The 15227-nt window shown below is 58.9% G+C and carries 16 protein-coding genes and 1 tRNA gene; 10 read left to right on the top strand and 7 right to left on the bottom strand.

Features of this window, described 5'->3' with window-relative positions:
- Positions 1 to 11 precede the first annotated feature (11 nt).
- Complete coding sequence (ald, locus tag PH562_RS09650; protein ID WP_285172790.1) at positions 12 to 1130, bottom strand: alanine dehydrogenase; 1119 nt, start codon at positions 1128 to 1130, stop codon at positions 12 to 14.
- Between the two features lie 152 nt (positions 1131 to 1282).
- Here ald and PH562_RS09655 point away from each other — a divergent pair, with 152 nt between their 5' ends.
- Positions 1283 to 1744 (top strand): Lrp/AsnC family transcriptional regulator, encoded by a 462-nt coding sequence (locus PH562_RS09655; protein WP_075852386.1) that lies wholly within the window; start codon positions 1283 to 1285, stop codon positions 1742 to 1744.
- A 6-nt stretch (positions 1745 to 1750) separates the two neighbouring features.
- Here PH562_RS09655 and PH562_RS09660 read toward each other — a convergent pair whose 3' ends face one another.
- On the bottom strand, positions 1751 to 2554 hold the full coding sequence (locus tag PH562_RS09660) for an endonuclease/exonuclease/phosphatase family protein (protein ID WP_285172791.1): 804 nt from the start codon (positions 2552 to 2554) through the stop codon (positions 1751 to 1753).
- Between the two features lie 159 nt (positions 2555 to 2713).
- On the opposite strand from PH562_RS09660, the gene PH562_RS09665 reads away from it, so the two are divergent.
- Both PH562_RS09665 and PH562_RS09670 read left to right on the top strand, forming a co-directional pair.
- Complete coding sequence (locus PH562_RS09665; protein WP_285172792.1) at positions 2714 to 3073, top strand: PilZ domain-containing protein; 360 nt, start codon at positions 2714 to 2716, stop codon at positions 3071 to 3073.
- Positions 3074 to 3210: 137 nt separating this feature from the next.
- Positions 3211 to 5199, top strand: coding sequence for a bifunctional 2',3'-cyclic-nucleotide 2'-phosphodiesterase/3'-nucleotidase (locus tag PH562_RS09670; RefSeq protein WP_285172793.1), 1989 nt, complete (start codon positions 3211 to 3213; stop codon positions 5197 to 5199).
- Positions 5200 to 5403: 204 nt separating this feature from the next.
- Here the strand turns inward: PH562_RS09670 and PH562_RS09675 are convergent, their stop codons facing one another.
- Positions 5404 to 6372 carry a LysR family transcriptional regulator gene (locus PH562_RS09675; RefSeq protein WP_285172794.1) on the bottom strand — a complete coding sequence of 323 codons (969 nt, stop codon included), beginning with the start codon at positions 6370 to 6372 and terminating at the stop codon, positions 5404 to 5406.
- A 139-nt stretch (positions 6373 to 6511) separates the two neighbouring features.
- Between PH562_RS09675 and PH562_RS09680 the strand changes: the two genes are divergently transcribed.
- Positions 6512 to 7126, top strand: a complete 615-nt coding sequence (locus PH562_RS09680) for an FMN-dependent NADH-azoreductase (protein ID WP_112340986.1) — start codon at positions 6512 to 6514, stop codon at positions 7124 to 7126.
- A 53-nt stretch (positions 7127 to 7179) separates the two neighbouring features.
- Here PH562_RS09680 and PH562_RS09685 read toward each other — a convergent pair whose 3' ends face one another.
- Complete coding sequence (locus PH562_RS09685; protein ID WP_285172795.1) at positions 7180 to 7761, bottom strand: TetR/AcrR family transcriptional regulator; 582 nt, start codon at positions 7759 to 7761, stop codon at positions 7180 to 7182.
- 105 nt (positions 7762 to 7866) lie between these two features.
- On the opposite strand from PH562_RS09685, the gene PH562_RS09690 reads away from it, so the two are divergent.
- Positions 7867 to 8643 carry an SDR family oxidoreductase gene (locus tag PH562_RS09690; protein ID WP_285172796.1) on the top strand — a complete coding sequence of 259 codons (777 nt, stop codon included), beginning with the start codon at positions 7867 to 7869 and terminating at the stop codon, positions 8641 to 8643.
- Between the two features lie 108 nt (positions 8644 to 8751).
- Here PH562_RS09690 and PH562_RS09695 read toward each other — a convergent pair whose 3' ends face one another.
- Positions 8752 to 9090: an HlyU family transcriptional regulator gene (locus tag PH562_RS09695; protein WP_113233332.1), complete on the bottom strand. Its 339-nt coding sequence runs from the start codon at positions 9088 to 9090 to the stop codon at positions 8752 to 8754.
- A 37-nt stretch (positions 9091 to 9127) separates the two neighbouring features.
- Complete coding sequence (gene ilvA, locus PH562_RS09700; protein WP_285172797.1) at positions 9128 to 10378, bottom strand: threonine ammonia-lyase; 1251 nt, start codon at positions 10376 to 10378, stop codon at positions 9128 to 9130.
- A 356-nt stretch (positions 10379 to 10734) separates the two neighbouring features.
- Here ilvA and PH562_RS09705 point away from each other — a divergent pair, with 356 nt between their 5' ends.
- Positions 10735 to 11076, top strand: a complete 342-nt coding sequence (locus tag PH562_RS09705) for a hypothetical protein (RefSeq protein ID WP_285172798.1) — start codon at positions 10735 to 10737, stop codon at positions 11074 to 11076.
- 87 nt (positions 11077 to 11163) lie between these two features.
- Positions 11164 to 11249, top strand: a tRNA-Leu gene (locus PH562_RS09710).
- A gap of 79 nt (positions 11250 to 11328) precedes the next feature.
- Here PH562_RS09710 and wrbA read toward each other — a convergent pair.
- Positions 11329 to 11928 (bottom strand): NAD(P)H:quinone oxidoreductase type IV, encoded by a 600-nt coding sequence (gene wrbA / locus PH562_RS09715; protein WP_285172799.1) that lies wholly within the window; start codon positions 11926 to 11928, stop codon positions 11329 to 11331.
- Positions 11929 to 12168: 240 nt separating this feature from the next.
- Here wrbA and PH562_RS09720 point away from each other — a divergent pair, with 240 nt between their 5' ends.
- From PH562_RS09720 to gpt, 3 genes are all read left to right on the top strand, one after another.
- Positions 12169 to 12924, top strand: coding sequence for a competence/damage-inducible protein A (locus PH562_RS09720; protein WP_132716435.1), 756 nt, complete (start codon positions 12169 to 12171; stop codon positions 12922 to 12924).
- 235 nt (positions 12925 to 13159) lie between these two features.
- Positions 13160 to 14005, top strand: a complete 846-nt coding sequence (locus tag PH562_RS09725) for a universal stress protein (RefSeq protein WP_285172800.1) — start codon at positions 13160 to 13162, stop codon at positions 14003 to 14005.
- Between the two features lie 315 nt (positions 14006 to 14320).
- Complete coding sequence (gene gpt / locus PH562_RS09730; protein WP_113233326.1) at positions 14321 to 14818, top strand: xanthine phosphoribosyltransferase; 498 nt, start codon at positions 14321 to 14323, stop codon at positions 14816 to 14818.
- Positions 14819 to 15227 lie beyond the last annotated feature (409 nt).

Consider the following 15227-nt stretch of genomic DNA (forward strand, 5'->3'; position numbering starts at 1 on the left):
CGCGATGGGCTTTACGCAACGTTCAGAATGCTTTCGGGTGCAACGGCCTCATAACCGAGCGCCTCGGCCACCGGCCGGTTGGTGATGCGGCCCTTATGGACATTGAGGCCATTGCGGAGATGCTTGTCTTCCGCGATGGCGCGCAAGCCACGATCGGCCAAGGCGAGGCCGTGATAAATCGTGGCGTTGTTGAGCGCATGCGCAGACGTAACGGGAACAGCGCCCGGCATGTTGGCGACGCAATAATGCACGACACCTTCGACCACATAGGTCGGGTCGGAATGCGTCGTCGCATGCGAGGTCTCGAAACAGCCGCCCTGGTCGATGGCGACGTCGACGATAACGGAACCCTGCTTCATGCCCGACAGCATTTCGCGCGTGACCAGCTTCGGCGCGGCGGCGCCGGGGATCAGCACGGCACCGATGACGAGATCGGCGGAAAAGACTTCTTCCTCCAGAGCCTGGATGCTGGAATAGCGCGTATGGACGCGGCCGTTGAAGATGTCGTCGAGCTGGCGCAGGCGCGGCAGGGAGCGATCGAGGATGCTGACATCGGCGCCGAGACCGGCGGCCATCTTGGCCGCATGCAGGCCGACGACGCCGCCGCCGATGATCGTCACCTTGGCCGGCAGCACGCCGGGCACGCCGCCGAGCAGAATGCCGAGGCCGCCATTGGCTTTCTGCAGAGCCGTCGCACCGGCCTGGATCGACAGGCGGCCGGCAACCTCGGACATCGGCGCCAGCAGCGGCAGGCCGCCGCGCTCGTCGGTTACGGTCTCATAGGCCACGGCGGTGACGCCCGAGGCGAGCAGGCCCTTGGTCTGTTCCGGATCGGGCGCAAGATGCAGGTAGGTGTAGAGAAGCTGTCCCTCGCGAAGCTGCGCCCATTCCGAGGGCTGCGGCTCCTTGACCTTCACGATCATGTCGCACTTCTCGAAAATATCCTTGGCGCTTGAGGCGATCTTGGCGCCTGCGGCAATGTAGGCGTGGTCATCGGCGCCGATGCCAGCACCGGCCTTCGTCTCGACCCAGACTTCATGGCCATGGGCGACATATTCGCGGACGGACGCCGGCGTCAGACCAACGCGGTATTCATGGTTCTTGATTTCCTTGGGGCAGCCAACGCGCATTTCATTCCTCCTCGAATGCTTTTGCGTCTTTCATTTTCTCCACATGAAATCAGACCACCACCGCGCCGCAATGTCCTTGCAAAGACGATTTGCGCTACAGTCATTTTTCGTGATTTATTGCGCGAGCAAGAGTTTTTTCGAAAGTTCTTCGAATGTCCGACCTAGACGCCATAGATCATTCGATTCTGCGGATGCTGCAGCAAAATGCCCGGATCACCAATGCGGAACTGGCTGAGAAGGTCGGTCTTTCACCTTCGGCCTGTTCGCGGCGGCTCGATATTCTGGAAAAGAGCGGCGTCATCGACGGCTATCACGCGCATCTCTCGCACAAGGCGCTTGATTACAAGATGATCGCCTTCGTGCACATCTCGCTGTCCGGCCAGTTCGCCAAGACACTTTCGGAATTCGAAACCGCGGTCAAGCGCTGCCCCAATGTGCTCTCCTGCTACCTCATGTCTGGAGAATACGACTACATATTGCGTGTCGCTGCGCGCGACCTTGAGGACTATGAACGCATCCATCGCGACTGGCTTTCAGCCCTGCCGCACGTCGTGAAGATCAATTCCAGCTTCGCGCTACGTGAGATCATCGACCGGCCAAATGTTGGCCTGTGACCTTTCCTATTTCAAATCCAGCAGCAAAGCGCGGTGATCCGAGACTTCAGGCTCAGCTACAGGATCGAAATGGATGACCTCGACATTGGACGTCACCAGCATGTAGTCGGCAAAGCGCGGCTGCTTCTTGTAATGGGACGTGCGCGTATCCTCATGTCCCCTTGAAGTGACGAGATCGACAAGGCCAAGTAGACCGAGAATATCGAAGGTCTCGCTGCCGGGCAGCAGGTTGAAATCGCCACAGACGACCAGCCTGTCACCCTCCTGCTTTACTTGCCGGATGAGATCGACCAACGCATTTGCTTGATGGCGGCGGGCCGGCGTATCGCCCTTCCCTTCCAGATCCCGCAGGCCGTGCAGATGAGCAATAGTTATTGGGTAGCCGCGCTGATAGTCGAACAGGCGGATACAATGGGCATTGCGGGAGCGCGGATGAGGCCCATAGCCATCGGCCGAGAATTCGCCGTGAACGAAGCCGGCTGCCTGGCCGATGACTGGATAGGTCCGGCGCACGAAGGTTGCCAGTCCGAACTCGGAATCGAATCGCCGGTCCCCATCGAAAAGATCGCCTCGGGCCACGGGGAGGAAGAAAGCATCGTAAGCCGGCAAAGCAGCCTTCAGCTCCTCGAAGAGATTGGCGCGCTGCAGGAGCTCGATGCCGTGATCGCGATAAACCAGCCAATCGGCATCCGCTCCCTGCGTGCGAACCATTTCCTGAAGGCAGAGAATATCCGCATCGACATCCACGAGATAGGGCATCAGCGGCTCATGCAGCCGACCGCCCCATGCATTCAACGAAACGATACGCATATCCTGCACCTCTCATAGTCACATCGCCGATTGCAGCGGTCATCTCGATGCGGTACCGATTCGGGACGTCCGGCTACAATTTTAGCGATTATGCTAAACATCCCTCAAGGCACATCTGATATCCAAACCTAGAAAAGATGGATGAGCCGGGATAACATCATGCAGTTCTCTTCAAAATCTCCCGTTCAGGGTAATCTGAAAATCAAGACACGCGGCTCGCCGCGCCATCATGCGCGGCTCACGGGCCACGTTCGATATTTCACCAGACTTGTCGCCGGCCGTGTCGTCGATATTTCCACAAGCGGCATCGCTCTCGATCTTCAAGCGCCGCTTTATGCGGCCGCGGGCAGCAAGGTTCGCGTCGAATGCGACGATATCGGCTTGCTGGACGGTTTCGTGCGCTGGGCTCACAACGGCCGTATCGGCATAGAGTTTGACCGCTCGTCCAATGCCTCGGCTAAGGTCGCATCCTATTTCCGCTTTTTCCATAAGGACATGAAGCCGGTTCTCAAACGTTGACAGCATGCCGGCTTGAGCCGGCTACGATCCACAATAAGCCTGTCACATTCCTGGTGCACACCTTCAAAAATCGTCCTAATCTCCCTCGCCCGAGAGATGATCGACGGACCATAGCCCCATCGTTGAAGGAGTGTCTTATGTCTTCCATTCTGGATTTGCCCAGCATGTCGCGCCGTTCCCTGCTGCAAGGCCTCAGTGCTGCGGCGGCGCTGATCGTGCTGCATCCTTTCGCCGCCCGCGCCGCCGGCAACCAGGCGCATCTGCGCCTTATGGAAACGACCGACATTCACGTCAACGTCTTCCCCTATGACTACTATGCCGACAAGCCGAACGACACGATGGGCCTGACGCGTACGGCGACGATCATCGACAATATCCGCGCCGAAGCCACCAATTCGCTCCTCATCGACAATGGCGACGTGCTCCAAGGCAATCCGATGGGCGATTACATGGCCTATCAGCACGGCATGAAGGATGGCGACGTCCATCCGGTCATCAAGGCGATGAATACGCTCGGCTATTCCGTGGGCACGCTCGGCAACCACGAATTCAACTACGGCCTCGACTTCATGTTCAAGGTGCTGGCCGGCGCGAACTTCCCCTTCGTCTGCGCCAACCTGACCAAAGGCCAGCTTGCTTCCGATCCCACCAAGGACGACCTGTTCTTCAAGCCCTATCTGATCCTCGAAAAGAAGATCAAGGACGGTGCCGGCAATGAAAGCCCGATCAAGATCGGCTTCATCGGCTTCGTGCCGCCGCAGATCATGCTCTGGGATATCAAGAACCTCGAAGGCAAGGCGCAGACGCGCGATATTGTCGAAGCCGCCAAGGCCTGGGTGCCTGTCATGAAGGCCGAAGGCGCCGACATCATCATCGCGCTCTCGCATTCCGGCATCGACGGCAGCGGCCAGAGCGAGAAGATGGAAAACGCCTCTCTCTATGTTGCCGCGGTCGATGGCATCGATGCCGTCTTCACCGGCCACCAGCACCTCGTCTTCCCCGGCCCGAAGACCTGGGACGGCATCAAGGATGCCGATCCGGTCAAGGGAACGCTGCATGGCAAGCCCGCCGTCATGGCCGGTTTCTGGGGTTCGCATCTCGGCCTTATCGACCTGCTGCTGGAGAAGGACGGCAAGAGCTGGAAGATCGTTGACTTCACCTCCGAGGCGCGCCCGATCTATCATCGCGACGACAAGAAGAAGGTCGTTGCCGATGTCGCCGACAAGAAGGAAGTCGTGGAAGCCGCCAAGGCCGAGCATGAGGCGACACTGACCTATGTCCGCACGCCTGTCGGCAAGACGTCCGCGCCGCTCTATTCCTACTTCGCGCTGGTTGCCGATGATCCCTCCGTCCAGATCGTCAGCCAGGCGCAGATCTGGTACATCAAGAACATATTGAAAGAGACCCAGTACAAGGACCTGCCGGTTCTTTCGGCTGCAGCCCCCTTCAAGTGCGGCGGCCGCAACGGCGCCGATTATTATACGGATGTTCCCGCCGGCAATATCGCCATCAAGAACGTCGCCGACCTCTATCTCTACCCGAACACCGTGCAGGCCGTCGTCATCAACGGCGCGCAGGTCAAGAACTGGCTGGAAATGTCGGCTGCGATGTTCAACCAGGTGCAGCGCGGCGCCAAAGATGCGGATCTGATCAACAGCAGCTTCCCGTCCTACAACTTCGACGTCATCGACGGCGTCACCTATCAGATCGACCTCTCGCAGCCGCGCCGCTTCGGCGATGACGGCAAGGTTCTGAATGCCGATGCAAACCGCATCCAGAGCCTTCAGTTCAACGGCAAGCCGATCGACCCGGCACAGAAATTCCTGGTCGTTACCAACAACTACCGCGCCGGCGGCGGCGGCAACTTCCCGGAAATCGCGGCGGATAAGGTGGTCTATCAAGCACCGGACACCAACCGCGACGTTATCGTGCGCTATGTCCACGAGCAGGGCACGATCAACCCGACCGCCGACGGCAACTGGACCTTCAAGCCGCTGGCGGATACGACCGTACGGTTCCAGAGCTCGCCGAAGGCCAAGGATTTCCTCGATCAGGTCAAGAGCGTGAAGATCGAAGATGCCGGCGAAGGCGCCGACGGCTTCCGCAACTACCGGCTGGTGCTATAGTCATTGACCACCCCTTCTCCCCAGCGGGGAGAAGGGGCCGGCAGGCGGATGAGGGGCGCGCCAAGAGTGCGAAAGCCGATGGATTCGAGGCGATTACCCCCTCATCCGACCCTTCGGGCTACCTTCTCCCCGCTGGGAAGAAGGAATTAACGATACAAAAGCCCCTTACGCACCTGGCCTTCGCTTTTCGGGGAGAAGACTTTTTCACTCCGCCGCCAGACGCTTGTCTTCCGGATGGAACATCTCGACGGCGGATTTGAAATCTTCTTGACTCGGGCACCGCGTCAGGCGCGAACGGAAAGCCTCGATCATCCACGCAGCCGCAGGCCCAGGGGGATTATCCACCTTGCGGATGGCATAGAGCGGATATTCACTCTGATCATAGGCATCGAGAGCCAAAGGCACCAGCCTACCCTTCTGCAGATCCTCCATGATGAACGAGGCCGGCAGGCCGCCCCAGCCAAGACCACCGCGGATCAGCTGATGCTTGGTGGCGATGTCGCTGAGATGCCAGATCTTGTAGGACAGGACGTTGAAATCCTTGCCATTGGTGAGGTTTGACGCGTCGGTGACGACCAATTGCACTTCTTCGCGTACATCGGCAAGCGTCAACGGCCGCCCCAGCAAAGCGAGCGGATGCGTCGGGGCGGCAACCGGCATCATGAAGGAATGTCCGATGCGCTCGATCACCAAAGCATCATCCTGTTTCACCACCGAGCCGCCGATACCGATCGTCGACTTGCCGCTTGTGACAAGCTCCAGCATCGAGCCGAGTTCGCCGGTATCGAGCCGCAGGGAAACATAAGGAAAACGATCACGGAATTCGCGCAGCACGTCGACGGTGGCGTGAACCGGCACCATGACGCTGATGGCGACGGCCACCTCCGCCTCGAGCCCGGTCTTCAAACCCTTCACCCTGGCGCGCATCACTTGCAGATCGGAAAGAATGCGGCGCGCATCCTCCAGCATCACCCTGCCCGCATCCGTCAGCCTCGGTTGGCGCGAGCCCGACCGCTCGAACAACGGCATTTCGAGCTGGGCCTCCAGATTGGCAATCGTGTAGCTGATGACCGATTGCGCGCGGTTGAGCGCACGCGAGGCGGCGGAGAAACTGCCTGACTCGGCGACGGTCAGAAAGACCTGCAATTGGTCAAGGGTGGGATTGGGGAGCATCTGCGGCTATCCATTCTATCGATAATTCCAATCCATATTATCACAGTTTTTCTCGATAGCACTGACGACTTATTTATGGAGGCGAACGTGATCGGACTCTCCCAGCCGATTTAGCAACTCATTGAAAAGGAAAACGGATATGTCCTCCATTCTGCTTCTGACCTCCAGCCCGCGTCCGGACTCGCTCTCCACGAAGATCGCCACCGAACTGGCCGAGAAGATCAAGGCCAACAATCCGGGCAAGACGCTCGTCAAGCGCGATCTCGCTGCCGACAACCTGCCGCACATCGATGGCCCCTTCACGGTCGCCATCCGCACGCCGGCTGACGCCCGCACGCCCGAACAGCAGGAACTGGTCAAGGTTTCCGACGCGCTGATCGACGAGCTGCTGGCAGCCGACACCCTGGTCATAGGCACCGGCCTCATCAACTTCAACATCTATTCCTCGCTGAAGACCTGGATCGACAACGTTGCCCGCGCCGGCCGCACCTTCACCTACACGGAAACCGGCCCGAAGGGTCTGGCGACCGGCAAGAAGGCCTATATCGTGCTCGCTTCCGGCGGCGTCTACTCCGAAGGCCCGGCTGCCCCGCTGAACCATGCCGTTCCCTACCTGAAGTCGGTTCTCGGCTTCATCGGCATCACCGATGTCGAGACCGTTTACATCGAAGGCGTTGCTTTTGGTCCGGAAGCTGCCGAAAAGGCCGTCGGTGCCGCCCAGGCCCGCGCCTCGGAGCTGGCTCTCGCCGCTTAATCGACTGCAGCCTTCAGACATTGACAGGCGGCCGGCATCAGTCGGCCGCTTTGCTATTCCGCCTGTGGCAACTCCTTCACGAACGACCTCACGGTTTCCAGAATTTCATCGGAAAGAGCCTCGTCATTTGACACGCGCGCAAGGCCGAGCGCACCGGTCATCAGGCAGGAGGCGATGATCGCCTTGCGTCTGGCTTCGGCTGTCTCCGGTTTCGGCATGCGCGCCGTCATCGCATCGAAATTCCTCCGCAAGCCTTCCGTCGCAACAGCGCGGACCGTATCGCTGCTGCGCGCCATATCTGCCGTCAGCGCCGCATAGGCACAGCCCTCACCGCAATGATCGCGGTGACGTCCGCTGAGATAGGTATCGACATACTCGTCGAGCGAGATACTTGCGGGATCGATCCCCTTGTCCTCCTGCTGTCGCCCCCACGACCCGATCGCTGACTCCACGGCTTCCGCCACCAGTTCGTCGCGAGAGGCGAAGTGCTTGTAGAAGCCGCCGACTGTAAGCCCCGCTTCTTTCATCAGATCGGCGACGCCGATCCCTTCCAATCCCTCCTCACGCAAACGCTTGGCGGCGAGCATCACGATGCGTTCGTGCGTCTTCTGCTTCTCCAATTGTGAGCGGCCCATCGAAAATCCTTTCATGTCCGGCTTGACAAAATGGATTACGAACATAATCCTTATAGATAACGATCATAATCCAGATCGTGACAAAAGCCAACTGGAGCTACGAACATGCGTCTCAAGAACAAGGTTGCCGTCATCACCGGTGGGAACAGCGGTATTGGCCTTGCCACCGCCCGCCTCTTTCTCGCCGAAGGCGCCAAGGTCGCCATAACAGGCCGCAACGCCAAGACACTGGCTGCGGCGGCCGAGCAACTCGGCGGCGACGTGCTGGCATTGCAGGCCGACACCACCGATATCCCGGCCATGGAAAAAGCCTTTGTCGAGGCTGCGGAGAAGCTTGGAAAATTCGATGTGGTCTTTGCCAATGCCGGCATTGCCGGGGATACGCCGCTCGGCAAAACGACGCTTGAGCAGTTCGAAACCATCGTCCGCATCAATTTCACCGGCGTGTTCTTTACCGTACAGGCTGCCTTGCCATATCTGAACGATGGCGGCTCTGTGATCCTGAACGGCTCCGTGCATGCCGTTCTCGGCATTCCCGGCGCGTCGGCCTATGCCGGCACGAAGGGCGCCGTTCGCGCCATGACCCGCAATCTTGCTTCCGAACTTGCGCCACGCGGCATCCGCGTCAACCAGGTCACGCCAGGCGCCACCAAGACGCCGATCTGGGACCCACGTGCTGCCACGCCGGAGGCCCTCGATGCTCTACAGGCCCGCTTCGGCAGCCTCAGCCCGCTCGGCCGCATGAGCGAAGCCGACGAAATCGCCAAGGCCGCGCTCTATTTCGCCTCCGACGATTCCGCCAACGTCACAGCCATCGAGATCACCGTCGACGGCGGCGCGATCAACGCTCCGTCCGGCGCCAAGCTCTTCCGCACGGCTTGAACCCTGCGAACTATCAGTCATCAATTGTCAGTGATTGTTATGGGCCGCCAAAGCAGACGCTGGAGGCGGCCCTTGCATCAGGTGCCTATTAAGGAAATGCGCCCGATATCAGACCTGGCGAACCTTTTCGCCATCGCCGAAGAGGCCGGCACCGTTTTGATCGATGATCTGCTGGCCCTTGCGGAAGGTCGATTCCACCGCGTCATCCGATGAGGTGAAGACATCGGCGCGGATGAAATTGCGCACCAGGATCTCGCCGTTCACATCCTTCTCGATCCGGCCCATGAGCCGGAACTGATTGCCCTCGCGCTGCGGCGTCGCATAGATCGTGCAGCCGGCATGCACCTGGGGTTCGACGCTGACCGTCGAGCCGCCGGACTTTGCAGTGCCCGCCTGCGATGCGCCACCAGTGAAAATCGAAAGTATATTTGAAAAGAACGAAGCCATGGATCGCCTTTAGCATGAAGGTTGCAGGGTCGCAAAGTCAAATGATCAGGTTTGCCAGGATCTCGTTTTCGGTGATGTCCTCATAGCCCATGCCGGAACTTTCAAAGTTCGCGATAAGCTGCTTGAAATTATCCGGATTCTTCGTCTCGATGCCGATCAGGATGGAGCCGAAATTGCGGGCGCTCTTCTTCAGATATTCGAAGCGGGCGATATCGTCTTCCGGCCCGAGCATGTTGAGGAAATCGCGAAGCGCGCCGGGGCGCTGCGCCAGGCGCAGAATGAAGTATTTCTTCAAGCCCGCATAGCGCATGGCGCGCTCCTTGACATCAGGCAGGCGCTCGAAATCGAAATTGCCGCCGGAGACGACGGCAACGATCGTCTTGCCGCGAATGCTGTCGCGATCGAGCTTTTCCAGCGCCGTGATCGCCAGAGCGCCGGCCGGCTCCAGCACCACGCCTTCGACATTCAACATATCGGTGATGGTAACGCAGATGGCGTTTTCCTCGATGAGCTTCACCTGTTCGGCCGCGAAATCCTTGAGCGCGGCGAAGTTCAGCTCGCCGATCCGGCCAACGGCAGCGCCATCGACGAAATTATCGACCTTGGCAAGCGTGACCACCTGCCCCGCCTCGATGCTGCGGCGCAGGCTCGGCGCGCCGGCAGGCTCGGCAAAGGTGAAGGTATCACGCGGAAGCGTATCGGCAAAATAGCCGGTGATGCCCGCGGCAAGACCGCCGCCGCCTACGGGAAGCAAAACGTGGTCGGGAATAACGCCATCAGGCAGCTGCTCGGCGATCTCGGCTGCGACCGTCGCCTGCCCTTCGATGATATCGGCATGATCGAAAGGCGGCACCATGACGCCGTCGATCTTTTCGACATGCTCGCGTGCCGCCTGATAGCACTGATCGAAGAAATCGCCGAAGAGCTTGATGGTGATGAACTCGCCGCCGAAGATGCGGGTCTTATCGATCTTCTGCTGCGGCGTCGTGACAGGCATATAGACCACGCCCGGCACGCCGAAATGCCGGCAGACGAAGGCGAAGCCCTGGGCATGATTGCCGGCGGATGCGCAAACGAAGGTCTTTCCCGTACCTCCCTCGGCAATCACCTTGCGAAAGAAATTGAAGGCACCGCGGATCTTGTAGGAGCGAACCGGCGTCAGATCTTCACGCTTCAGCCAGATATCGGCGCCATAGCGGGCGGAAAGATGCTCGTTTAGCTGCAGCGGCGTTGCGGGGAAGAGGCCACGCATGGCCTCTGTGGCTTCGAGAACACTGTGTTTGTCCACGGTCTATCCGTCCTTCTTCAATCGCCCTCGCTATGACACAGGAAAGATGAGCAAAGAAAGCCTCTTTATCGCGCTTTCGGTCCTGCAATGGCGAGATTGGCCGCACCGAACAAGTCATTAACCATTTATGCCCCTGACTGTCGAAACCCCTAAATCTGTGAATTGACAGCCAAGCCCCCCCTGCGTCCAATATGACACAGCCATCATGATGATGGTTAGAGGCCCGCCTTAAATCCGATCCGTCGGCTACGGCGGGCTTCGCTTATCCATGTTGGCATTAACTTATACTTGCGCATAGGACTGAGAATCGCGCGGAAGATGTTTATCCCAGTTTTGTTCGAGGGGAGAACATCATCATGCGCCTCATGCGCCTAGCTGTAATCGCTTTCACTCTTGCGGTGCTTGCTTCCTGCGCCTCGCAGGAAAAAAGCTTCGAGAAAAACATCCCCATTATGAAGGAAAGCCCGACGGCACGAGCGCAGGTCATCGACAAGTGCATGTCGCAGCGCCTGCCACCGGAAACGCTGGATGAAATCGCTTTCTACGTCAAATCTCAAAGAAGCGACGCAAAGCGACTCTTTTGTCAGCGACTGATGAACGGTGTGGTATCGGGAAAGATCAGCTATGCCGATTTTAAGGCCATGTTCCAACAGAAGAAGGTGACACCGGCGCTTGTCAGTGTTCTCAAGGGTCACTGAGCCGAGCATGTCAGGCTCACGCTGATCGGCCCCTCCTGCAAAACAAGCCTTGACTGAATCACTCAAGTGCTTGATGGGAAAAGGCACGCGGACGTGGCGAAACTGGTAGACGCAAGGGACTTAAAATCCCTCGGCCTTTGGCTGTACGGGTTCGACCCCCGTCGTCCGCACCAAAATTAAATTCCATCAAAATCCCAATGAAAAAGGCGCAGCTTTCACCGCGCCTCTTCGATATTTGCAAGACTTTCAAATTTAGGCCGTGAGCTTGGCAGCGATCTTGGCGACGTGGGCACCCTGATACTTTGCAGCTTCCAGTTCGATTTCGGAGGGCTGACGCGAGCCGTCGCCGTTGGTGATGGTGGAGGCGCCATAGGGCGAGCCGCCCTTGACTTCTTCCGTGCCCATCTGGCCCTGGAAGGCGTAAGGGAGGCCGACGACGGCCATGCCGTGGTGGAGAAGCGTCGGGATGAAGCCGAGGATAGTGGACTCCTGGCCGCCGTGCTGCGTTGCCGACGAGGTGAAGACCGAACCGACCTTGCCGACGAGCTTGCCGCCGAACCATAGGCCGCCGGTCTGATCCCAGAAATTGCGCATCTGCGAGGCGACCGTGCCGAAGCGCGTGCCGGCGCCGACGATGATGGCGTCGTAGTCTGCCAGTTCGTCCGGCGTTGCGATCGGGGCTTCCTGATCGAGCTTGAAGTAGGAGGCCTTGGCGACCTCTTCCGGGACGAGTTCCGGCACGCGCTTGATGGTGACGTCAGCACCGGCGGACTTTGCACCTTCTGCGACAGCATAGGCCATCTTCTCGATGTGACCGTAAGCGGAATAATAGAGAACCAGAACCTTAGCCATGAGAACGTCTCCCGTTTGTTGGACGCGTTGAATGTCGAGGAATGTTGTATCAGCGATGCGACAGGGGCGCAGCCCCCACGCTCAGAACGCAGTGTTCATCCTGTGTAGACGGAAATCCACTTGCAACATCTTGTGATGACCAGCGGCCCAGCAAAAGGAGCGTTTGCATTCGCTGCAAACAGCGCTACCTATCTCGGACCTTTTTGAACGCGCCAACCGCGCATTGTCCTGGATAACTTTATGTCGAACGAAATCATTGTCACAGCCGCCATGCTGGCCATCGGCGACGAACTGCTCTCCGGCCGGACCAAGGACAAGAATATCGGCCATCTTGCCGATGTGCTGCTGCTGGCCGGCATCGACCTGAAGGAAGTCCGCATCGTGGCTGACGATGAAGATGCCATCGTATCGGCGCTGAACGCCCTGCGCGGCCAATATGATTACGTCTTCACCTCGGGCGGCATCGGCCCGACCCATGACGACATCACCGCCGATGCCATCGCCAAGGCATTCGGCGTGCCCTGCGAACATGATGCCGAAGCCATGAGGATCATGGGTGAAATGTATGCCCGGCGCGAGATGGAATTCACCGAGGCCCGTCAGCGCATGGCCCGCATGCCTGTGGGATCAAAGCATATTGCCAATCCGGTCTCGACCGCGCCCGGCTTCAACATCGGCAATGTCTATGTCATGGCCGGCGTGCCGCAGGTTTTCCAGGCGATGCTCGACAATGTCATACCGACGCTGAGGACCGGCGCAAAGGTGCTATCAACAGCGATTTCCTGCCCCTATGGCGAAGGCGAGATCGGCACGCCGCTCGGCCTTATCCAGAAGGCGCATCCGGATACCAGCATCGGTTCCTATCCGCGCTATGTCGGCCAATTCTTCTCGACCGAGATCGTCGTGCGCGGGCGTTCCGCCGAGCTGGTTGAAAGTGTCGCAGCCGAAGTGCGCGCGATGATCGAGGCCATCGGGCAGTCGAAAGCGACTGCATAATTCCTTAAATCGAAATCGATTTAAGGATAAATTATGCAGCAGACTTAAAGTATTACAGCGACCTTTGCGCGTCATATATAAAGCGCGGCGCTGTATCGAAAATCAGTCGGGTGAGGCCTGACTCTCAACGAGGACTTGTGCTTCCGGGGAACCCTGAGATTATTCAGAGCATTATCTTGTAGCGGAATGCTGATATCATGATCCGATCCAACCCTTCCGCATGGGAGATCTCTTCATGTCCTACAAAACGATAGTGACCGTTCTCGACAATCCCGACAACACGCGCGTCGCGGCGGAGTTCTCAGCCGCGCTCGCAAAGGAGCATGGCGCCCATGTCGTCGGGCTTCATGCGGAAATCGTCTCGACGGTGCCGCTGGTGGCGCCGATGGAGATTCCGGACCCTGTCGCGGTCCAGGCTCTTCAGGATGTCGCCCATAATCAGGCGGTCGAAATCGAACGGGTGTTCCGCTCGAAGATGGAACGCGCCGGTCTCGACTACGAATGGCATAGCTTTGCCAGTACGGTCGGCTACGGCACCGAACCGCTGATCGAAAGTGCCCGCAGCGCCGATCTCCTGGTGGCCGTGCAGCCGGACCCGTCGAAATATGCCGATACTCAGGTCGATGTCGAAACCTTCCTGTTCGACAGCGGGCGGCCGGTCCTGTTGATCCCCTACATTCTCAAGGAGCCGAAGCCCGTCCGCCGCGTGCTGATCGCCTGGAACGGCTCGAAGGAAGTGGCGCGCGCCACCTTCGATGCCCTGCCTTTCCTCAAGGCTGCGGATTCAGTCGAGATCCTTTCCGTCAGCGCGTCGGAAAAGGATCCGCATCCGTCCAAGGAAACCGGCGTCCGGATAGCCGCGGCGCTGACACGTCATGGTGTGCGCGCCAAGTTCGAGACGGCAGCCTGCACCGGCAAATCGACGCCATCGCAGGTTATCGAAAACCGACTGGCCGACGACAGTATCGACCTGCTGGTCATGGGCGCCTATACGCATTCCTGGCTGTGGCAGATGATCTTCGGCGGCACGACGCGCACCCTGCTGCAATCGATGACGGCGATGACGCTGCTGGCCCGCTGAACGGCTTAAAGCTCAAATCCTGCGGCAACCGGTGCAAATGTGCATCGGTTGCGCCCCTTGCAGCTATTGCCTTTTGCCCGCAAATCCAGCAGAAAGCAGCGACCGATGACAGAATTCCCGCCAGGGAGCCGTTCGCGCGGTCTAAGGGGCATGATCCCGAAAAGCCCAGGCTTTTCCCGGATGAGATCCTGTTCAAGCAGATAGCAAGCGAATCGCGTTCCGGATTTGGTTCTTGGTCCGCGCCCGGCGCGGGGTCTGCTCAGGGTCGCCGGCACCGCCGGTGCGTTATTATTCCATGCCCCGGAGCTTTCTGCCATGTCCCTGCCCGATAAAGCCTTTCCCGTATCCTGGGATCAGTTCCATCGCGATGCGCGCGCGCTTGCCTGGCGGCTTGCCGGCCTCAACCGTGAATTCAAGGCAATCGTCTGCATCACTCGCGGCGGCCTCGTGCCGGCCGCCATCATCTCCCGCGAGCTTAACATCCGGCTGATCGAGACGGTCTGTGTCGCCTCCTATCACGACTATTCCAGCCAGGGCGAAATGAACCTGCTCAAGGGTATTGCACCGGAACTGTCGGTCAATGGCGGCGAAGGCGTGCTTGTCATCGACGATCTCACCGATACCGGCAAGACCGCCGTCGAGGTTCGCAACCTGCTGCCGAAGGCGCATTTCGCCTGCGTCTATGCCAAGCCGAAGGGGGTGCCAACCATCGACACCTTCATCACCGAAGTTAGCCAAGACACCTGGATCTACTTCCCCTGGGATATGGGCTTCACCTATCAGGAACCGATCGCCAAGGGCCATCGCGGCTGATCTCCAGCTGCCCGGAGGCGCGAATCAGTCAAGATCTGATCGCGATGCCGAAATCTGATTCGGATAGTGGTAATAGAGGTGGGCGCTGCGGCGCCCACTAGATTTAGTGGGCGCCACAAAGGCGAGAAAGCGTGAGATTCAAGGCTTTCCACCCGAATCATGATGCGTCACGGCATGAATTTGCCGCGCTGCCAATGGCATCGGGGTCACGGTCACAATTTTGTCGCTTTCGACACCGCCGGTGATGATACTTGCTGCGCCAACGGTCGCGCGAAGGGCGAGCATCCCTCCTCAAGCTCTTGAATCTCTTAGCCTACTGGCGTTTCCCCAGTTTCCACAGGTGAGCCCACAAGATATTGTGGTTAGCAATCCGTTACAAACCACCCCTTGACGGAATCGGGTCTTTCAA

It is taken from the genome of Rhizobium centroccidentale (genome assembly GCF_030182565.1).
Classification (GTDB): Bacteria; Pseudomonadota; Alphaproteobacteria; order Rhizobiales; family Rhizobiaceae; genus Rhizobium.